Origin of the sequence: Methylobacterium sp. J-077, assembly GCF_022829365.1 — a bacterium.
Classification (GTDB): Bacteria; Pseudomonadota; Alphaproteobacteria; order Rhizobiales; family Beijerinckiaceae; genus Methylobacterium.
Window position 1 is genome coordinate 42,924 of record NZ_JAKSYJ010000137.1, and the last position, 19,095, is coordinate 62,018.

General features: G+C 70.6%; 16 protein-coding genes. 8 read left to right on the forward strand and 8 right to left on the reverse strand.

The genetic code is table 11. From position 1 onward, the window contains the following. The first annotated feature begins 34 nt into the window (after positions 1–34). The gene (locus tag MKL11_RS16585) at positions 35–1,525 is read left to right on the forward strand and encodes a carboxypeptidase M32 (RefSeq protein ID WP_243945201.1); all 1,491 of its coding nucleotides are present in this window, start codon (positions 35–37) and stop codon (positions 1,523–1,525) included. A gap of 128 nt (positions 1,526–1,653) precedes the next feature. Beyond that, a complete protein-coding gene (locus MKL11_RS16590; RefSeq protein ID WP_243945202.1) occupies positions 1,654–2,193 on the forward strand; it encodes a VOC family protein in 540 nt (179 codons plus the stop codon). A 397-nt stretch (positions 2,194–2,590) separates the two neighbouring features. Here MKL11_RS16590 and MKL11_RS33110 read toward each other — a convergent pair whose 3' ends face one another. The 3 genes from MKL11_RS33110 to MKL11_RS16605 all read right to left on the reverse strand — a co-directional run bounded on the left by MKL11_RS33110 (position 2,591) and on the right by MKL11_RS16605 (position 9,118). Beyond that, positions 2,591–6,067: a YhaN family protein gene (locus tag MKL11_RS33110; protein WP_279600541.1), complete on the reverse strand. Its 3,477-nt coding sequence runs from the start codon at positions 6,065–6,067 to the stop codon at positions 2,591–2,593. A 10-nt stretch (positions 6,068–6,077) separates the two neighbouring features. Next, positions 6,078–7,316 (reverse strand): exonuclease SbcCD subunit D, encoded by a 1,239-nt coding sequence (locus MKL11_RS16600; protein ID WP_243945203.1) that lies wholly within the window; start codon positions 7,314–7,316, stop codon positions 6,078–6,080. 716 nt (positions 7,317–8,032) lie between these two features. Beyond that, positions 8,033–9,118: a PAS domain-containing protein gene (locus MKL11_RS16605; protein WP_243945204.1), complete on the reverse strand. Its 1,086-nt coding sequence runs from the start codon at positions 9,116–9,118 to the stop codon at positions 8,033–8,035. Positions 9,119–9,326: 208 nt separating this feature from the next. Between MKL11_RS16605 and MKL11_RS16610 the strand changes: the two genes are divergently transcribed. The 3 genes from MKL11_RS16610 (at position 9,327) to MKL11_RS16620 (ending at position 13,320) form a co-directional block, all read left to right on the forward strand. Then, positions 9,327–10,418 (forward strand): HD-GYP domain-containing protein, encoded by a 1,092-nt coding sequence (locus MKL11_RS16610; RefSeq protein WP_243945205.1) that lies wholly within the window; start codon positions 9,327–9,329, stop codon positions 10,416–10,418. Positions 10,419–10,661: 243 nt separating this feature from the next. After that, on the forward strand, positions 10,662–12,137 hold the full coding sequence (locus MKL11_RS16615; protein ID WP_243945206.1) for a PAS domain S-box protein: 1,476 nt from the start codon (positions 10,662–10,664) through the stop codon (positions 12,135–12,137). A 403-nt stretch (positions 12,138–12,540) separates the two neighbouring features. Then, positions 12,541–13,320, forward strand: coding sequence for an endonuclease/exonuclease/phosphatase family protein (locus tag MKL11_RS16620; RefSeq protein ID WP_243945225.1), 780 nt, complete (start codon positions 12,541–12,543; stop codon positions 13,318–13,320). Here the strand turns inward: MKL11_RS16620 and MKL11_RS16625 are convergent. The 3 genes from MKL11_RS16625 to MKL11_RS16635 form a co-directional block, all read right to left on the reverse strand. Then, a complete protein-coding gene (locus MKL11_RS16625; protein WP_243945207.1) occupies positions 13,238–14,674 on the reverse strand; it encodes a phospholipase D-like domain-containing protein in 1,437 nt (478 codons plus the stop codon). The genes MKL11_RS16620 and MKL11_RS16625 overlap by 83 nt on opposite strands. A gap of 66 nt (positions 14,675–14,740) precedes the next feature. After that, a complete protein-coding gene (locus tag MKL11_RS16630) occupies positions 14,741–15,055 on the reverse strand; it encodes a hypothetical protein (RefSeq protein WP_243945208.1) in 315 nt (104 codons plus the stop codon). A 120-nt stretch (positions 15,056–15,175) separates the two neighbouring features. Further along, positions 15,176–15,997: an enoyl-CoA hydratase gene (locus MKL11_RS16635; RefSeq protein WP_243945209.1), complete on the reverse strand. Its 822-nt coding sequence runs from the start codon at positions 15,995–15,997 to the stop codon at positions 15,176–15,178. A 198-nt stretch (positions 15,998–16,195) separates the two neighbouring features. Between MKL11_RS16635 and MKL11_RS16640 the strand changes: the two genes are divergently transcribed. Further along, positions 16,196–16,351, forward strand: a complete 156-nt coding sequence (locus MKL11_RS16640) for a DUF5993 family protein (protein WP_243945210.1) — start codon at positions 16,196–16,198, stop codon at positions 16,349–16,351. A gap of 12 nt (positions 16,352–16,363) precedes the next feature. Further along, entirely contained in the window at positions 16,364–16,939 is a 576-nt protein-coding gene (locus MKL11_RS16645) for a disulfide bond formation protein B (protein WP_243945211.1), read from the forward strand. A 108-nt stretch (positions 16,940–17,047) separates the two neighbouring features. On the opposite strand, the gene MKL11_RS16650 is transcribed toward MKL11_RS16645, so the two are convergent. Continuing rightward, positions 17,048–17,518: an AMP-dependent synthetase gene (locus MKL11_RS16650; RefSeq protein WP_243945212.1), complete on the reverse strand. Its 471-nt coding sequence runs from the start codon at positions 17,516–17,518 to the stop codon at positions 17,048–17,050. Between the two features lie 275 nt (positions 17,519–17,793). Between MKL11_RS16650 and MKL11_RS16655 the strand changes: the two genes are divergently transcribed. Beyond that, entirely contained in the window at positions 17,794–18,216 is a 423-nt protein-coding gene (locus tag MKL11_RS16655) for a hypothetical protein (RefSeq protein ID WP_243945213.1), read from the forward strand. A 4-nt stretch (positions 18,217–18,220) separates the two neighbouring features. Here MKL11_RS16655 and MKL11_RS16660 read toward each other — a convergent pair whose 3' ends face one another. Then, positions 18,221–18,910, reverse strand: a complete 690-nt coding sequence (locus MKL11_RS16660; protein WP_243945214.1) for a uracil-DNA glycosylase — start codon at positions 18,908–18,910, stop codon at positions 18,221–18,223. Between the last annotated feature and the right edge of the window lie 185 nt (positions 18,911–19,095).

Genomic DNA, 19,095 nt, shown 5'->3' on the forward strand with positions numbered 1-19,095 from the left:
CAACGATCGCGAACCGACCGGAACGGATGATCGCATGACCGCCTATCAGACCCTCGAACAGCGCTTCTCCCGTCTGGCGGCCCTGGAAGGCGCGGCCGGGATCCTCGGCTGGGATGCGCAGACGCTGATGCCGGACGGGGCGGCCGAGGCGCGCGGCGACCAGCTGGCGATCCTGCGCGGGCTGGCGCACGAGATCCTGACCGCCCCCGAGACGCGGGATGAACTCGCCGCAGCCGAGCGGCAGGGCGGTCTGGATGCTTGGACGGCGGCCAATCTGCGGGAGATGCGCCGGGCTCAGGCGCATGCCGGCGCCGTACCCCGGGACCTCGTGGAAGCCAGCTCGCGGGCGGTGTCCCGGTCCGAGATGGTCTGGCGCGAGGCGCGCCGGGACTCCGATTTCGCCCGGCTGGCGCCGTATCTCGCCGAGGTGCTGCGGCTCCAGCGGGAGATCGGGCAGGCCAAGGGCGCGGCGCTGGGGCTCGACCCCTACGATGCGCTGCTCGACAGCTACGATCCCGGCATGCGCCGGGCGGTGATCGACCCGCTGTTTGCCGACCTCACGAGCTGGCTGCCGGACCTGATCGCCCGCGCCCGGGCGATCCAGGCCTCGCGCCCGGCGCCGCTGCCCCTGGAGGGGCCGTTCGACACCGGCACGCAGCGCGCGCTCGGCCTCAAGCTGATGACCGCCCTCGGCTTCGATTTCGCCCGCGGCCGGCTCGATATCAGCCTGCACCCGTTCTGCGGCGGCGCCACCGACGACGTGCGCATCACCACCCGCTACGACGAGGCCGATTTCGGCCGCGCCCTGATGGGCGTGCTGCACGAGACCGGCCACGCTCTCTACGAGCAGGGCCGCCCCGCCGCCTGGCGGCACCAGCCGGTGGGCGCCGCCCGGGGCATGAGCCTGCACGAGAGCCAGTCGCTCATCGTCGAGATGCAGGCCTGCCGCAGCCGGGAATTCTTCACCTACCTGGCGCCGCTGCTGCGCGAGGCGTTCGGCCGCTCCGGGCCGGAATGGTCGCCGGAGAACCTGCACGCGCTGAACACCCAGGTCCGGCCGGGCTTCATCCGGGTCGATGCCGACGAGGCGACCTACCCGGCCCATATCCTGCTGCGCTACCGGCTGGAGACCGCGATGATCGCGGGCGACCTCGCGGTGGCCGACCTGCCGGGCGCCTTCAACGAAGGCCTACGCGACCTCCTCGGCCTCACCGTGCCGGACGACCGCCTCGGCTGCCTGCAGGACATCCACTGGCCGAGCGGCGCCTTCGGCTACTTCCCGACCTACACGCTCGGGGCGCTGGCGGCGGCGCAGCTGTTCCGGGCGGCCCGGGCGGCCGAGCCCGCCCTGCCGGGCTGCCTCGCGACGGGCGATTTCGCGCCGCTGCGCACTTGGCTGCGCGCCAACGTCCACGAGGTCGGCAGCCTGCTCGGGACCGATGATTTGCTCACCCGGGCGACGGGGGCGCCCCTCGGGACGGCGGCGTTCCGGGCGCATCTGGAGGGGCGGTATCTAGGGGCTTAGCGCAGGGGCACGCGCGCACCCCGATCGCGCTTTCGCCAAGAGCCGTGCGAGCAAATCGGGGTGGTCCCGTATGTTTTCCCAGCTTTTGTGGTGCTAGCATTCGACTCGGACCAGCAGGGGAATCGGCGATGGCGATCATTGGCGGACACAAGCCCGGTCAATTCGGCCTATCCGTGCTGGTCCAGGACGTGGCGGCGGCGGCGAACTTCTATCGGACGGTTCTAGGCGCCGAAGAAACGGCTCGCACAACGCTGGACGAGCCGATCCACGGCCTCGCGCGCGGGATCGTCACCGCCATCGAGATGCGCCTCGGCGATGTGCATCTCTGCGTCGGACTGGAAAATCCGCGTTGGTCGGAAGCCCCCCGCCGGGATTGGCCGCGTGCGCCGCATTCCGCCGGGACCACGACGGCCCTTTTCTCCCTCTACGTCTCCGACGTGGATGACGCGATCTCCCGGGCTTTGGAAGCGGGCGCGCGGCTGTATAGCGAGGGGTCTGCCGTCGAGGACGCCTACTGGGGCGACCGTGTCGGCCAGTTCGTGGATCCCTTCGGCCATGTGTGGCGTCTCATGACGGCTCGGGAAGCGGTCGCCCGCGAGGATTTGTCGGCTCGGGTCGCTGCGTTACGGGCATCGCACCACGAGACTCGGCCGGGCCGACACGCTTGATCTCTCGATGGCTTGGGTAAATTCATCGAGGTGCGATGGGAGGTCCCCAGTTATGGTGTGCGCTCTCCCTCTCGGGGTAGAGCTATCGCATTCCGAAGCGCGCCACTCTTGAAGGCTGTGGGAGGTCACCGGCCCCTATCACCCTCCTTGTCATCCCGGGGCCGCGAAGCGGAACCCGAGATCCATAGCCGCTGACAGACCAAAGACTCGCACCATCGGAGGCTCGGGATTCCGGGCTCGCCCACGGCGCGCCGGAAAGACAAGCTGATTTATCGCGCTGGCGTTGCGGCTCGGATGGATCGGAAAAGTCGCAGCCTGTTCGAGCAGGGTTTGCTGACATGCGCTTGCACGGCCGAGAGGTGAGGAAGAAACGCCCGCTTCGGTAGATCGCCGCCCCCTACAACTCCAGCACATCCACCGCGTCCCCCAATCGATCCCTTGCGATCTCGGCCACGTGGCGATGGTGGGTGAACAGGATCGGCTGGACGCTGGCGCCGATCTCCGCGAGCGCGTCGAGGCCGTAGCCAGTACGGGCCTCGTCGAACGTTGAAAACAGATCGTCGCCGATGAACGGCGCCGGCTCGGCGCGGCCGGCGTAGTCTTCCAGGTAGGCCAGGCGCAGGGCGAGGTAGAGCTGGTCGCGGGTGCCCTCGCTGAGCGCCTCGATCCCGACCAGCCCGCCGCCCGCACGCTGGCCGGCGAGCTTGGGGGTGTCGGCCTCGTCGTAGGTCTGGGCGAGGCCGGTGAAGGCGCCGCCGGTGAGCGCGCGGAACAGGGCGCCGGCGCGGGCCACCAGGGGATCCTGCTGCCCGGCCCGGTGCCGGGCCACCGCCTGGCCGAGCATCAGGCCGGCGAGCCGCAGCACCGCCCAGGAGCGGGACGCGGCCTGAAGGTCGGCTTCCGCCGCCTTGCGCTCGGCGGCGGCCAGCTCGGCGCCGCTGCCGCCTTCGAGCTCGGCCCGGCGCCGCTCGGCCCGGTCCCGGTCGGCGAAGATGACTTGGCCGCGCTCGGCCTGCTCCTCGGCCTCCATGGCGAGCCGGGCCAGTTCCGCCTCCACGGCCTCAGGGGGCAGGGCGTCGAGGCCGGCGCGGATCTCGGATTCGGGCAGGCCGTCGGCGGCCCCGGCGAGGCTGCCGCGCAGCCGGAGCCGCTCGGCTCGGAGCGTCTCCCGGGCACTCAGCCGGCCGAATATGTCTTCGATGGCGGCCGTCTGCGCCTCGGCCAGATCCGGCATGGTCTCGGCGACCTGGCGGGTCAGGTCCGTCCGGGCGGCGTCGCGCAGGCCGATGGCGATACGCAGGGCGGCCTCGGCCTCCTCCAGGCGCCGGTCCAGCTCGGCCCGGCGCGCCTCCCGGGCCTGGGCCGCGACCAGGCGGGCATGCAGGGTGCGGATCGCGCCGGTGGGCGGCGTGTCGGCGAGGTCCGGGGCGAGGGCGTCGACCAGGGCCGCTGCGCCGACCCGGAACGCCTCCCTGTCGCGCCGGAGACCGGCCGCCCGGCGCTGCAGATCTGCCCGGGCCGTGAGGCGGTCGGGCACCGCGCGCCAGGCTTCGAGGGCGCTCTCGGCTTCCTCGGGCCGGGCGCTGGCGGCGAGGCCGAGGGGAAGCAGCGCCTCCGCCCATTCGGCCTGCCAGGCGGCCCGGCGCGAAGCAGTCTCGGCCAGAGCCGCGTCCAGCCTTTCCGCGGTCGCTGCGGCGGCGCGCAGCAGGCCGCCGGTCTGAAGATTCGCCTCCCAGCGGCTCGCCAGGGTGGCGACCCGCGCTTCGAGCCGCTCGAAGGCCCGGCCGATATCACCATCCGGAGCCGGTTCGAGCCCGGCACGGTTGAACAGATCGGCCAGCGGCGCCCGGGCGGATTCGATCCGGATCTGCAGATGGTCCCGCTCGATCCGCTGCTCGGCCAGCCGCTGCTCGGCCTCGATCAGGTTCTCGGTCTCGGCGAGCCAGGCCGCCATCTCGGCCGGGGGACCGGGCACGAGGCCGGCGGGCTGCCAGGCCTCACGCCAGGCGGCCTCGCCCTCGTCGATCTCGTCGGCGATCCCGGCGAGCATCTGCTCGGCCGCCGCGAGCGCCGCATCCTCGGCGGCGAGACGGTCGAGATCGGCCGCGTGAGCCGCGACCCTTGCGGCGTCCGTGGCGCGCTCGTCCGCGAGGCGGTCCGCCTCGAACAGGGCGCGTTCGTAGGCGGCAAGGGTGCCGGGCTCGGTGATCCGGCCGGCCGCGAGGGCGTCGCGCAGGGGCATGAAGGCGACGTCGCGCGCGGCCCGCACGGACTCGAGCCGATCCTGGGTGGCGATCGGCCGGCCGGCCTCGTGCTCGCGCAGGCGGGTGCGGGTGGCGTCGGCCCGGGCGCGGGCCGCGTCCCGGCGGTCGGCGGCGCGCTCCTGCTCGCGCCGCTTGCCGTCGAGCAGGCCGCGATAGCGCGCGACGGTGTCGGCTTTGGGCAGCGGCATCCGGGCGAGCGCCGCGGTGTCGGCCACCGGCGGCGACAGACGCGCCGCCTGGTTGCGCAGCAGCGCCGTCTCCCGGCGGATCGCGGTGTCCATGGCCTCGTGGGCGGTGAGGCGCTCGTGCAGCCTGGCGAGCGGCTTCAGGGCCTCACGGAGCGGCGTCGGATCGTGGGTTGCGCCGGCGGCCTCGACCTCCCGGGCCAGCCGGTCGCGCTCGGCCCGGGCCGCGGCGGCGTCCCGGGCGAGCTGGTCCTCCGTGGCGGCGAGCGTCCTGCCGTCGCGGATCAGCCGCTCGACCCGGGCGCGGGCGGCGTCGGTGGGCTGGTTCGCCTCAAGGGCCGTGAGATCCGGGGCGCCGATCCGGGTGCGCAGGCGTTCCAGGTCGAGCCCGACCTTGTGGGCGTCGCCCTCGATCCGGGGCAGGTCGATGCCGCCCTTCTCGAACTCCCTGGTGCCGCTGAACGCCGCCAGGATCTCGTCGGCCCGCAGGATCAGCCCCGGCTCGACCGGCACGGATTCGGCCTCGCCACGCGCCCGGGCGAGGGCGGTATCAGCGCGCGCCGCCTCGGCCTCGGCCGTGCGGCAGCGTTCGAGGGCGGCGCCCAGGCGCTCGATCCAGGCGGCATCCGCCTCGGCGAGGCCGGCGTGGGCGGCGATCCGGTCGTCCAGGGCGTCGATCTCGGCGACGATCGGCCGGGCGCGCTTCAGACGCTCCAGCCGGGCGCGCTCGGTGGCCACGCGCTCGCGCTCGGCCCGGAGCGCGTCGAGCTGCTGGGCGGCCGCGGCGATCTCGTCGTTGAGCGCGCGCCAGTCGCCGGCGCGCAGGCCCTTCTCGCGGATCGCCTTGCGGGCGGTCTCGTGCCGCTCCAGCGCCTGGTAGAAGGTCCGGTGCTTGGCCTGGCGGGGCGCGAAGATGCCGTCGGCTTCCGCGTCGAGGGCGGCCTGCAGCTCGGTGAGGCCGCGCAACCCGGAGCCCGCCGCGAACAGGCTGGCACCGACCTCGCCCTCGACATCCACCATCTCGCGCCCGCCGGCCCGCAGGCTGCCGGCATCGAGGCCGAAGGCGCGGCAGAACACGGTGCGGGAGATGCCGCCGAGGAACGGCGCAAGGGCGTCGTCGGGCAGCGGCGCCTCGGCGGCGTCGATCAGGGTCCGGGTGTTGCCCTTGCGGCGGCGGAACGCCAGGCGGCGCCCGTCGGCGGCCTCGACCTCGGCGCCGAGGCGCAGGAGCGGCATGTCGTGCAGGAAGGCGTAGCGGGTGGTCTTCTCGAAGCCGAACAGCAGGTCGGTGACCGCCGCGAGCGCGGTGCTCTTGCCGGCCTCGTTGGCGCCCAGCACCACGTGCAGGCGGGCCTCGGGCCGGAAGGTCACGGTCCGGTCGGTGAAGGCGCCGTAGCGCTCCAGGGCGAGGCGGATCAGCCGCATTGTGCGCGCCTCAGCAGTGTCGGCCGCCGAGGCGGCCCAGGATCAGCGCCTCGGCCTCGGCGCAGAGCGCGTCGAACTCGGCCTCCAGATCGGCTTCCGCCGCGGCATTGGCCGGCATCCGGGCGCCGATCTCGGCGAGCGCCGCCTTGGCCCGGCTGCGGAACTCCGGGTCGCGGTCGAGATCGGCCAGCAGCGCTGCCGGGTCGATCGCCGCCCCGGAGGCCGCGACCGGGGCGCGGGGCCGGCGGGTCTCGATCTTCAGGCGCTCCAGCCAGATATCCTCGTGCAGCCGGTGGGCGGCGGCCTGGATCTCGGCGGTGACGTTTTCCCGGTCGGCCGAGAGCGCATCATGGGCCGGGGTAATGCCGGCGAGGTGGACCCGGACCAGCACCAGGCGCTGGGCCGCGACCTCCGCCAGGGGCCGCAGCGCCGCCTCCACCGTCTCGAGGGCCGCGCTGGTGTCCGTGGCGGCGCTCAGATCGACGGAGACCTGCTCGAACCGGGCCCGGTCGAGGGGCAGGCGGCTCAATCCGGTCACGCGGCCGTCGGCGACCTCGACCAGGACCGCGCCCTTCGCGCCGCATTCGCGCACGCTCCGGCCCTGGATGTTGCCGGGGAACACGATCCAGGGATCCTGGGACAGCTCGGCATACTCGTGGATGTGGCCGAGCGCCCAGTAATCGTAGCCCCGGGCGGTCAGGTCGGCGATGGAGCAGGGGGCGTAGGTCTCGTGGGCGGCGTGGCCGGTGCAGGAGGTGTGCAGCACGCCGAGGTTGAACCAGCCGGGCAGGGCGGCCGGATAGGTCAGCGACAGGTTCTCCTCCACGGCCCGGGCCTGGAAGCTGCGCCCGTGCACGGCGACGCGGAGGGATTCGAGGCGCAGGGTCTCGGCCCGGGCCGCGGAGAAGACGTGCACCGAGGGCGGCAGGGTGATCGCGCGGGTGATCACGCTCTCCGCGTCGTGGTTGCCGCGCACCAGGATGGTCGGGATGGAGGCCCGGTCGAGGCGGGCCACCTGGCGCGCGAAGAACAGCCCGATCGTGTTGTCGGCCCAGTCGCCGTCGTAGATGTCCCCGGCCACGACCACGAAGGCGACCCGCCGCTCGATCGCCTGGGTGACGAGATCCTCGAACGCCTGCCGCCCGGCCGTGGCGAGGCGCCGGGCGAGCTCCGCGTCGCGCGTCGCGAGGCCCGAGAGCGGGCTGCCGAGATGCAGGTCCGCCGCGTGGATGAAGCTGAAGCCCGACATCGGCCTCCGGTGAGCGATCGGTGAGCGGCGGTCTTAGGCCGCCGGGGCGTGCGGCCTCAAGCGCCGCGCACCGAGTGCTGCACAGGCACGGGGCACGGGTGACGGTCTGAGGGCCTGAACGCACTCCGCTTGGCGATGGTGATGTCCGGGGAGCGTGGCATTCGTGCCGGTCCGCTTTTGCACCGCGGAAGCATCAGCGCAGACGTCGCGATCCCGTTCGCTCACAAGCCATTGCAGGCCTTGGAAACGTCCGCTGTTAAGTTCTCTGCAAAGGAGAGACGGACGACGTCGCTTCGACGGCCCTAACATTGGGCTATGGGAGGAGGCACTATGACGTATGTCATCGCAGCGCTTGCCGGCCCCCTCGTGTTTACCGGCGGCGCCCGCGCGGCTGACGATAACAGCATCGGTCCGAGTGCCTCATCCAGACAACCCGGGCGTGCGATGCAGGACAAGGGCAGCATAAAGGGCAGCCCGGATGCCTCCAGCCAAACGCCGAGCCACGAGACGAAGGGCGACGCCGCCGGCTCTGCGCGGTCGGGATCTGGCAGCACCGGGACCAGTTCCGGATTGAAGGTCTGGTTCCCGACCGCGCTGCATCCCTCCCTTCCGAGAGGCGCTGACGACGGTGCTGTGGCTCCATGCCGAGAACCACCTGTGATGAGCCGTCTGTAAGCCCCTCCCGGGAATTGCCGCGGTGACGGCCAACGGGCCCATCAGACCTCGCGAAGGCCCGGTTTGCCGTTCGGTTCAAAGGTGAACTCGATGCCCGCCTGCTCAAGCGCTTGTCGCACCGCCAATACCGTGTCGATACGGGGCCGCACGCCAGAAGCCCCGTCCTCCAACCGCACGATGGTCGAGACGGACACGTTCGCTCGACGCGCCAACTCGTCTTTCGAGAGGCCGGTGATGCCACGCGCGCCGCGGATCTGCGCCGGGGTCAGGATCTGCTGCTCGATGTCGGGGATGGACGGCGCTCCGGCGGCGCAGCTCTTGGATGAACCGTATCGGTTCTGCCCTGGTACGCTGAGGCACACCCCGACCCACTCGCGCACCGAGCCATCTCGGTTCAGGATCGGCACCCCGCGCGCGTTGAACCAGCGATAGACCCCGTCTGCGCACAGGATGCGGTAATCGGTGTTGTAGGGCGTCGTGTGCGAGACTGCGGTCATCCAGGCCGCCGCCGTGCGATGCCGGTCGTCGGGGTGGATGGCCTCGAGCCAACCTTGTCCGCTCATCTGCGCATGGCTTTGCCCGGTGAGCGCTTGCCATTGCGGCATCTCAAGCGGCTCCCCGTCGGGACCATTGATCCAGAACACCGCCGCAGTGGCGCTGAGCAGGGCGTTGAACCTGTCGTGCCGTTGCTCCATCGAGCGCACGCTGTCATGGCGCGCGGTGACGTCGAACACCACGCCCATACCCTGGATCGGCTTGCCGTCTGAACCGAGCACGACTTCGGCACGGTGCAGGATCCAGCGCTTAGTCCGGTCCGGACGGATGATCCGGAACTCGCGGGCGATGGGCTGCCCGCTGCGCAGAACGGTGATCTGGTCGCCGTGGGCAGCTCGGTCCTCCGGGTGGATCATGTCGAGGCCAAACCCGAAGGTCATTTCCTGCGATGGGTCGAGCCCCAGGATTTGGTAGAGACCCACCGAGGCTTCCAGCCGGTCCGTGCGCATATCCGCCGACCAGAAGCCGACCTCGCCCGTGTCCTCGATCAGCTTGAGGAAGTGCCTGGACGAGAAGGCGTGAGATGGGGCGTGTCTGGCCTCTCCCTTCTGCATCAACGGACGTGTCGGCATCCATCCCTCCTGCCCAACCTGCCTGCTTTGCACTGAGCGATTCCACGCCATCCAAACCTTAACGTTGGAATAACGCGATAGGTTTTCCGGCATACCAGCTGGCGAAACTCGCCGATTACCCCAGGACTTTCCCATTAGACATCATTCGCCGGTAGGAACGGGCGTGTAATCAGTATTCCCATGAGAGCGCCAATGTTCGATGGGCACGATGAACGCGATCCTCTTCCTCACCGACGCGCCCGCACGTGGTCGCAGGTTCGCCAGGAACCTGGAGACCCTCGGCTCTCCGGTCGTCATCGACCTTCTTGACCCCTTCGAGGTCACCGAGGTCCCGTCCCGGGATGCGGTGATGGCCGTAGTCAGCGATCTGTCACTTTCTCGCTCGCCGCAGGTCGCCGGCTTGCGGAAGCACCTCGACCGGCTGGGACCGCGGCGTCCTCCCCTTTTGTGCTTGATGCACGAGGACACGCCCAGGGCCCGGGCACAGGCGCAGGCGCTGGGCGCCGACCGGATCCTGAAGGCCGAGGATGCCGCCGGTTCGCTGGCACAAGCCTTGTACGGCCTGATCGCCGCCAAACCCGATTCCGATGCTGTGACCGCCACCACGGCCAGTGTGGCCGCCGCCGACCACGTGCTCGAACGGATGTTCGACCTCGGTCGCTCCGGGAGGGCTCCGGAAGCATCCCTGATTGCCGATGGCGCCATACTCGTCGTCGACGCACTGAGTAAGGCCGACATCCGCACCTGGCTCGACGTGGTCTTGCGGTTCGACGACGCGACGCACCAGCACTGCTTGCTGGTAGCCGGCCTCGCTGCCGGCTTCGGCCAGAAGCTCGGCCTGGGGCGGTCCGACTGCGAGCGGCTGACTCAAGCCGCGCTCCTGCACGACCTCGGCAAGTCCCGTATCCCGCTGTCCATCCTGAACAAGCCTGGCCGGCTGGATGCCGAGGAGATGGCCGTGATGCGCAGGCACCCGGTTCTCGGCCACGAAATGCTGTGCGGCCAGGACTATCCTGACGAGATGCTCGGTGTGGTGCGCTCGCACCACGAGGCGCTGGACGGCTCCGGCTATCCCGACAACCTGCGGGCTCACCAGATCCCCGATTTGGTTCGGCTGGTCACGGTCTGCGACGTCTTCGGTGCCCTGATCGAGCGGCGCCCCTACAAGCGGGCGCTCAACGGTGGTGAAGCCTACGCCATTCTGAAGGGCATGGCCGGCAAGGTCGATCTAGACATGGTCCGTGCCTTCCGAGCCCTGGCTGAGACGAGTGAGGCCGCGGTTCGGGCATTCGCGTCGTAAGCTTCCGTTAGGATATCGGCATTCCCCCATCACCAACCAGTCCGCCTTGAGTTATTTCCATTCATTTTCAGAACGCGTCGCACCTCCGGTCCTGAAAAGAGCGCTATTCGTTACAAATTTTAGCAAAATATTCCGCCATTCCTGCGATCGAATACAGTTTACGTCAACACACAGCAGCTACGCTCTCCTGTATCGACGGAACTAATTCTGCAAACGAAGATGGGCGCAACGATGTTCGGTTTCATGAAGCGGCGCAACGCCGACGCTGAGGGTAATCTGCGGGCGCTCGACCGGTCGCAGGGCATCATCGAGTTCGAGCTCGACGGAACCGTGATCACCGCCAACCCGAACTTCCTCGCCATCGTCGGCTTCAGCCTCGACGAGGTTCGCGGCCAGCACCACCGCCTGTTCGTGGATAAGTCCGAGCAGGGCCCGGACTACGAGCTGTTCTGGGCGGCCCTGCGCCGGGGCGAGTTCCAGTCCGCCGAGTACAAGCGCATCGCCAAGGGCGGCCGCGAGGTCTGGATCCAGGCGACCTACAACCCGGTTACCGACGCATCCGGCAAGCCCGTGAAGGTGGTGAAGTTCGCCACGGACATCACGCAGGCCAAGCTGCGCAGCGCCGACGCCGAGGGCAAGCTGCAGGCGCTCGACCGGTCGCAGGGCATCATCGAGTTCGAGCTCGACGGAAGCGTGATCACCGCCAACCCGAACTTCCTCGCGGTCATCGGCTACGGCCTCGACGAGGTCCGGGGCAAGCACCACTCGATGCTCGTCGACGACGCCGAGCGGCGCTCGGGCGCCTACGCCGCGTTCTGGGAGGCGCTGCGCCGGGGCGAGTTCCAGTCCGCCGAATACCGGCGCATCGCCAAGGGCGGCCGTGAGGTCTGGATCCAGGCGACATACAATCCCGTCAAGGACGCCTCGGGCCGCCTCGTAAAGGTAGTCAAGTTCGCCACAGACGTCACCGCGGCGGTCACGGCTCGCCAGGAACGCGCGCGGTTGCACAAGGCCATCGACGCCGACCTCGACGGCATCGCCTCCTCGGTATCGCGGGCCTCGCAGCAAGCGGTGAGCGCAGCGGGCGCCTCGGAGGAGGCATCCAGCAACGCCCAGAGCGTCGCAGCCGGTGCGGAGGAGCTTGCAGCCTCCGTCGGCGAGATCAGCCAGCAGGTCGCGCGGGCCCTGCTCGTTGCGGGCCGTGCTGTCGAACAGGCGAACGCCACCTCGACGGTGGTTGCAGGCTTGGCGGCAGCGGCCCAACGCATCGGCGAGGTCGTCGACTTGATCGACAAGATCGCGAGCCAGACGAACCTGCTGGCGCTCAACGCTACCATCGAGGCGGCGCGTGCGGGCGAGGCCGGGAAGGGTTTCGCGGTGGTGGCTGCCGAGGTGAAAAACCTTGCGACCCAGACGGCCAAAGCGACCGAGAGCATCAGCGTCCAGATCGGCCAGACCCAGGGTGCCGCCAACGAGGCCGCGGCGGCCATCGCTTGCATCGGGCAGACCATTGGAGAGGTGAACGAAATCTCGGCATCCATTTCCGCCTCCATCGAGCAGCAGGCGGCGGTCGCGCAGGATATGTCGGCCAACATGCAGGCGATGACGGCCGCGGTGTCCGACATCAGCCAGAGTATCGGACTGATCGCCTCCTCGACGCAGGCCGTCGACCAGTCGACCCGTCTAGTGCGCGAGGCGTCCCGGGGCATGGCGTCCTGAGGCCGTCACCTCATCGGGGTCCACTGCAGGATGTAGGACAACCCCATCTTCAGAGCCCGGCTCGGCCCCACTCAACTGCTTCATCGACCATCCCCGAATGCGCTCGACCTTGCTTCAGGGCCCGCCCACGAAGCAGGTTCCTGCCACGGGTGCACAGCCGAAGGTTCGCCGCCAGGCGTCGAGCCGACTTCAGCTGCCCACCCTGAGGCGATGTGCCCAGACGACCGACGGATGGGCACTTTCGGGAGGCACCAACGAGTGCTCGCTCGGCTAGGTTCGGGCGCAAGCAGCCACCCTACACAAAAGCGGATCGGATTCAGACCCTGGCGAACGCTCGAGCCTCCGGCGCGTTGAGGCGCGGCGGTGGCGGCGGGACCGCCCGGTGAGGTACGAGTCCGGCCTGATGAACAGCTTCGCCCATCCGGACCGTTCCGGCCTCGCCTCGGCGCTCCCGATCCGGCCGGCGGATCGCCCGCAGGCCCCGTTCAAGATCGTGAGCTGGAACCTGCTGCGGCGGACCGGCGCGGCGGTGGACGACGTCGTCGCCCTGGTCGCGCAGGAGAAGCCCGACCTGCTGCTGATGCAGGAGGCGACCCGGGGGATCGGCTTCCTGCGCGACCGGATCGGCGGCCATTACGCCTGGGCGCCGCTCCCGGGGCGGATCCACGGGCTCGCCATGTGGAGCCCGAAACCGTTCCCGACCCCGCCGCGGGTGATCACGCTCCCGGCCGGCGCCCTGGTGCACCGGGTCTGCCAAGTGCTCGACCTCGGCACGTTCGGCATCGCCAACGTCCACCTGTCGCACGGGCAGATGCTGAACCGCCGGCAGCTGCGCTGCATCGTCGGCGAATTGCCGCAACGGGCCGCGGTGCTCGGCGACTACAACATCGTCGGCCCGGCCATGATCCCGGGCTTTCGCGATGTCGGCCCCCGCCGGCCGACCCACGCGATGGTCGACGTGCTGCCGCTGCGGCTCGATCGCTGCCTCGCCCGCGGCCTGATCTGCCACGCGCACGCGGTGCTGCCCCGCGGCCCCTCGGATCACCGGCCGATCGTGGTCCATCTCGGGACCGCGCCCGAGGCGCACGCCCCCGCGCGCTTCAAAGGTATGGCAGCAGCAGTCGCACGCCTGCGTCGCGCAAACGGATCGGCAATGCGCGCGCGGCGAGATCCTCCCGGCTGAGGCGCGCCTGCATCTTGCCGCGCATGAACGTGTCGAGCTGGGCCGCGAGCTCCGGGTCGATGATCTCGACGTTCAGCTCGAAATTGAGCCGGAAGCTGCGCATGTCCCAATTCGCGCTGCCGACGAAGCACCAGACGTCGTCCACCACAATCGCCTTGGAATGGTCGAAGGGCGGCTCGTCGAGCCAGACCCGGACGCCGGCCTTGAGCAGCGCGTCGAGATGCGCCCGCGTCGCCCAGTCGATGAACGGGTGGTCGCTCACCCGGGGGATGATCACGTCCACGATGATGCCCCTTGTCGCGGCCTGGGCGAGGGCGCCGGTGACCAGCTCGTCGGGCAGGAAGTAGGGGGTGACGAACCGGACGGTGCGGCGGGCGCAGGACAGCGCCTGCAGGACCACCTGCTCGATCTTCTCCACGTCGGCATCCGGCCCCGAGGTGACCACCCGGGCGATGCTGGTCCCCTCCGGCTCCAGATCGGCGAACCAGGGCGCGGAATCCAGGATCTCGCCGTCGACGAACGCCCAGTCGGCCGCGAAGGCCGCGGCCAGCTGCTCGACCACCGGTCCGCGGAGCCGGAAATGCGTGTCGCGGATCGGGTGCTCGGGTTTCAGCGCCACGCGGTTCGGCTGCGAGATGTTGAGGCCGCCCGTGAAGGCGACGCGCCCGTCGACGATCAGCAGCTTCTTGTGCGAGCGCAGGTTGAGGAACGGCATCCGCCAGGGCAGGGCGGAGTGCATGAACAGCGCCGCCGGCACGCCCAGCGCCGTCAGGCGGTGATAGACCGGCGCGCGAAAGTAGCCGCCGCCGATCCCGTCGATGATCACCCGGACCTTGACGCCGCGGGCCTGCGCCTCGGCCAGCGCCGCGCAGAATTCGCGACCGATCGGGTCGTCGCGAAAGATGTAGCTCGACAGCCCGATGCTGGCCTTCGCCGCGCGGATCGCGTCCAGCATGGCCGGGTAGCCGGTATCGCCGTTGCGGAACATCTGCACGGCGTTGCCGGAAAACGCCGGCAGGCCGGTGATGCGCCGGATCGCCCGGTCGAGGGGCCAGAGCGCCTCCGGCACCACGGCATCGTCGGTATCGGGCAGGTTCGTCGCGTCGGAGGGTTTTGTGCGCAGCTTGCGCGCGCGCCGGGAGACCCGGTTGATGCCGAAGGTCAGGTACAGCGCGGTGCCGAAGATCGGCGACAGCCAGGCCAGCCCGATCCATCCGACCGCGACGCTGACCCGGCGCTTGCGCAGCAGGGCATGCAGGGTGACGCCGAGCGCCAGGGTGATGCCGATGAGCGCCGCGACATCCGCCCGCAACAGGGCGGTGGATTGCAGCCATCGATACAGCGCGTCTTCCAAGGTCTCGGCATCCGGTTCGCGTCAGACGGCGCCGGATATAGCCGAAGGAAACGCGGAGGCGCGGATTTAATACGCCCGCAGGGCCGGCTGGGCGCCAGTATCCGCAGCGCCTACGGGGCGCGCGCAGCGGTAGGGGCCGCTGCCGTCGAGGGCCGCGTACAGGATCCGGCCGCCATCGGCGATGCAGCGCGCCTTGGCCTCGGCATAGGGCCGGTGGAAGCTCCAGATCGTGATCATCGGCCCGACGGTGCCGAGGCAGATACCGCCGAACAGCAGAGCGGCGGCCCAGGTCGCGCGGTCCGGCCGCGGACGCGGCGGCCGGGGCGGCGGCATGGCGCCGACGAAGGCGAGCGTCAGTCCGAACAGGTCGATGCTGCTCATCAGCCGTTCCGTAGGGAGGCGCCGCGCCCGGCAGGACAGGACATGGCGTCATCCTACGGCAGGGCGGCCCGAGAACCTACGGATCCCGACGCCGGGGGCCTGCGTCGTATCGCGCGGGGCTCAGGGCTCCCAGCGCGGGGGCCGCTTGCCGATGAAGGCGTCGATGCCCTCGTGGGCGTCGGCCATCATCATGTTCCGGGTCATCACCTCGGCGGCGTAGCCGTAGGCCTCCTCCAGGCCCATCTCGATCTGACGGCCGAACGCCTCCTTGCCGATCGCCAGCACCCGACGGGCCTTCCCGGCGATCTGTTGGGCCAGTGCGGCGACGGCGTGGTCCAATTCGGCGGCCGGCACGACGCGATTGACCAGGCCGATCCGCCGCGCCTCCGCGGCGTCGATCGGCTCGCCGACCAAAAGCATCTCCAGGGCGGCCTTGCGCGACACCGCCCGCGACAGGGCGACCATCGGGGTCGAGCAGAACAGGCCGATCTGCACGCCCGGCGTGGCGAACCGGGCCTCCTCGGCGCAGATGGCGAGGTCGCAGGTGGCGACGAGCTGGCAGCCGGCCGCGGTGGCGATGCCGTGGACCTGGGCGATCACCGGCTGCGGCAAACGCATGAGGCTCAGCATCAGGCGGGCGCAGGTGCGGAACACCGCCTCGGTCGCCGTGCGGGAGGGGTCGGCCCGCATCTCCTTGAGGTCGTGGCCGGCGCAGAAGGCGGGCCCCGCCCCGCGCAGGATCACCACGCGCACCGCGGGATCCTCCCGGATCGCGTCGAGCTGCGCCTGGAGCGCGCCCATCAGCGCCATCGACAGGGCGTTGCGCGCCTGCGGACGGTTCAGCGTCAGGGTCGCGATGCCGTCGGCATCGTGGCGGAGCAGGACGGGGGCGTCCGCTGGGGTCGGGGCGGCGGACGGGGCCGCGGTTACCGCTGCAGTCATGAGGCGTTTCCCGGCGCCGGCCTCCCTGGCGCACGGGACCGGTCTGTTGGCCGGAGGGTAGCAGGTCGGAGGCGGTTTCGCGATGGCGCTCGCCCGAAAAGGCAGCTTCACGAAAGGTTAAACCGTCATCCCGGCAAGGTCGTGAGGCTGAGGCGGGCCCGCGCGGGGATGCTGCGCCTGCGAGCGGGAACGATGTCCATGATGGTTCTGCCGTTCGTCGGTTTCGCGGGGAGTGCGGTCGCCATCCTGTCAGGGCGGCGCGGGATCGCCCTGGGACTCTGGCTGGTGTCGCTGGTGGGCACGCTCGCGCTGTTCGCCGCGCACGCCACCTCGACGCTGCACCTCGATTTCTGAGCGGATCGCGTGATGACCGCCTCTCACGTCCGGACCCTCAACGCCCTCGGGCTGCTCGGCTGCTCGGCCGTCCTGCTCGTGGCGTTCGGGTATCAGTTCCACCTCGGCGAATTGCCGTGCCCGCTATGCCTTCTGCAACGGTCTGCCTTCGCGGCGGCGGGGATCGGCTTCGCGCTCAGCGTCCGCTTCGGTCCGCGACCGTCCCATTACGGCGTGGTGATCTTGAGCGCCGTGGCCGGAGCCTGCGTGTCGGCCCGGCAGGTCGCCCTGCACATTGTCCCCGGGACCGGTGGCTACGGCTCGACGCTGGCCGGGCTGCACTTCTACACGCTCGCTCTCATCGCCTTCGCGGCGATGATCGTAGGCGTCGGCGTGCTGCTCCTGAGCGAGGGAGCCGTCAGCCCGGAACTGCGGGACGAGCAGAACAGCGTCAGCGCCTTCCGGAAGGCCTGCCTGCTGCTGTTCATCTGTGTCGTCCTCGCCAATGGCGTGTCGACGGTAGCGGAATGCGGCAGCGGCCTGTGTCCCGACGATCCGTCCCGGTACGAGGCCCTCGACGACTGGCTCGCGCGGTTCGGGCTGCGCTGAAGAGGCCGCCGAGACCGCGGCCCGACGCGGAAACGGCGATCGCGCGGCCTCTGCGCGATCGGGCTTCGTGTCAGATCGCGGGTGAAACCCGCCCGAGCGTGATGCTTCTCAGCCCTGCTCGGCCAGGGCGAGATCGAGGCTGGCGAAGTCGGCGCCGGGGCCGTTCCACCACACGGTCGGGTAGGAGGCGAGCCGGCCCATCACCCCGGCATAGGCGTCGGCCAGGGCGGTATCGACGATCACCAGCGTGGCGCCCGAGAGGGCCAGGCTGTCGGCGAGGGCTTCGCCGCGCCGGCTTCCGTCGAGGCCGGTGACGTGGATCCCGATCCGGGCGAGGCCGAGGCGTATCGCCTCCGCCTGGCCGAGGTCGCGGACCAGCAGCGCGACGGTCTCGCCGGCCCGGAGGCCTTCGCCGTAGGCCCAGTGCGCGACCCGGTTGGGGCAGATGGCCGGGCCGGCCTGCGGCTGCAGCAGCCGGAGCTCCCCGGAGGCCAGGCCGGAGCGGAAGCGCCAGTCGGGATCACGGGGGGCCGGCGTTGGGACCGGAATGTCTGTGACAGTGGAGTTCACGCCAAACATACGCTGCGAACCGCCTGGATCTGGATAAACGGTGGACCTTGGCGTGACGTGCGCCGGTTAACACTCTGTCTCACGTTCGCAGATCGCCGGAACACGGGGCGGATTTCGGGGCCGCGGGCGGCTGGGACTGCGCCTATGCCGAATCGATGGTGAACGGCCGACCGCAATTTGCAGGCGAATTCGGTCGCATTGGCGACGCGCCTGGGCCGGCCTATGTCCCGGTCGACGCGGGCGGCCCGGAAGAGGTCGCCCCGGACCTCAGGAAACGCCGTCCCATGCACCGCCCGACACGCCAGGTCGCCCCCTACGCCGCGGCCCTCGCCCTGACCCTCGCCGCGCTGCCGGCGCAGGCGCAGATCCGCAATGCCCCGTCGCCGCGGGCCCTGGAATTTGCCGCCTACATCTTCGCGGCCGCGAATGTCTGCGGTTACCCGATCGGCACCGAGGCGTTCGAGGCTCTGCTGGCGAAGCAGAACGTGCGGGCCGCAGACGTCCAGCCGCGCGGGCCGTTCGGCAACCACGTGCAGACCATGTTCACGCTGATGTCGAACCAGATGGCCCAGAACCGGGACCAAGCCTGCCTGGCGGTGGCCGGCGAGTACGGGCCGGAGGGCTCGGTCGCCAAGAACGTCCTGCTCCCGGTCGGGCAGACCACCGGCACGCCGGCCCCGGCGGACCCCGCTAAGCCGGCGCAGTGAGACTCTAACCGAGCCGCCAGTCGATCGGCGCCACCCCGTGCTCGGCCAGCCAGCCATTGGCCCGGCCGAAGGGATCCGAGCCCGGGAAGTCCCGGGCGCGGTTGAGCGGCGAGGGGTGCCCGCTCTCGAAGACGCCGTGGCGCGCCGAATCGATCAGGGCCGCCCGGGCCCGGGCCGGGGCACCCCAGAGCAGGAAGACGGCCGGTTCGGGACGGGCCGAGACCGCGGCGACGGCCTCGTCGGTCAGCGCCGCCCAGCCATAGCGCAGATGTGCGCCGGCCTTGCCGGCCTCCACGGTAAGCGCGCTGTTGAGCAGCAGCACGCCCTGCCGGGCCCAGGGGGTCAGGTCGCCGCCGGCGGCGCGGTCGGAGCCGGCTTCCGCCAGGATCACCCGCAGGGACGCCGGCAGGCGGCCGGAGCCGACATACGAGAAGGCGAGACCGTTGGCGTCGCCCGGCGTCGGGTAGGGGTCCTGCCCGAGGATGACCGCGCGCACGGCCGGCAGCGGCGTCTGGCTGAGCGCCCGGAAGATGTCGGCCGGCGCCGGCAGCACCCGCGCACCTTCGGCGATCCGGGCATCGACCCGGGCCGCCACCGCGTCGGCCGCTTCGCTGGCGAAGAACGGCAGCGCCAGCCACGGCGATCCGGAGGCGCGGAAGGCGGCGAGCGCGGCGGCCACGGGGGTGTCGGACATCGGATCTCGCGGTTGCGGGGCGGGGCGGCGGTGGCTAGGGAGGAGCGCTCGACCAGGCATGGCACGCCCGGTGCAGCATGTCGCAGCCGGCCTTCGCTGGGCGGCGCGGCACCCTACATGGGACTCTGCCTGACACCGAAAAGCTCCAGCCCAAGCGCATGCGCCGGCTGCCGGTTATCTGAAGC

Bases quoted from the DNA above. Each gene is read 5' to 3' on its own strand.
- MKL11_RS16585 (WP_243945201.1), top strand. From the start codon at position 35: ATGACCGCCTATCAGACCCTCGAACAGCGCTTCTCCCGTCTGGCGGCC.
- MKL11_RS16590 (WP_243945202.1), top strand. From the start codon at position 1,654: ATGGCGATCATTGGCGGACACAAGCCCGGTCAATTCGGCCTATCCGTG.
- MKL11_RS33110 (WP_279600541.1), bottom strand. From the start codon at position 6,067: ATGCGGCTGATCCGCCTCGCCCTGGAGCGCTACGGCGCCTTCACCGAC.
- MKL11_RS16600 (WP_243945203.1), bottom strand. From the start codon at position 7,316: ATGTCGGGCTTCAGCTTCATCCACGCGGCGGACCTGCATCTCGGCAGC.
- MKL11_RS16605 (WP_243945204.1), bottom strand. From the start codon at position 9,118: ATGCCGACACGTCCGTTGATGCAGAAGGGAGAGGCCAGACACGCCCCA.
- MKL11_RS16610 (WP_243945205.1), top strand. From the start codon at position 9,327: ATGAACGCGATCCTCTTCCTCACCGACGCGCCCGCACGTGGTCGCAGG.
- MKL11_RS16615 (WP_243945206.1), top strand. From the start codon at position 10,662: ATGAAGCGGCGCAACGCCGACGCTGAGGGTAATCTGCGGGCGCTCGAC.
- MKL11_RS16620 (WP_243945225.1), top strand. From the start codon at position 12,541: ATGAACAGCTTCGCCCATCCGGACCGTTCCGGCCTCGCCTCGGCGCTC.
- MKL11_RS16630 (WP_243945208.1), bottom strand. From the start codon at position 15,055: ATGAGCAGCATCGACCTGTTCGGACTGACGCTCGCCTTCGTCGGCGCC.
- MKL11_RS16635 (WP_243945209.1), bottom strand. From the start codon at position 15,997: ATGACTGCAGCGGTAACCGCGGCCCCGTCCGCCGCCCCGACCCCAGCG.
- MKL11_RS16640 (WP_243945210.1), top strand. From the start codon at position 16,196: ATGATGGTTCTGCCGTTCGTCGGTTTCGCGGGGAGTGCGGTCGCCATC.
- MKL11_RS16645 (WP_243945211.1), top strand. From the start codon at position 16,364: ATGACCGCCTCTCACGTCCGGACCCTCAACGCCCTCGGGCTGCTCGGC.
- MKL11_RS16650 (WP_243945212.1), bottom strand. From the start codon at position 17,518: ATGTTTGGCGTGAACTCCACTGTCACAGACATTCCGGTCCCAACGCCG.
- MKL11_RS16655 (WP_243945213.1), top strand. From the start codon at position 17,794: ATGCACCGCCCGACACGCCAGGTCGCCCCCTACGCCGCGGCCCTCGCC.
- MKL11_RS16660 (WP_243945214.1), bottom strand. From the start codon at position 18,910: ATGTCCGACACCCCCGTGGCCGCCGCGCTCGCCGCCTTCCGCGCCTCC.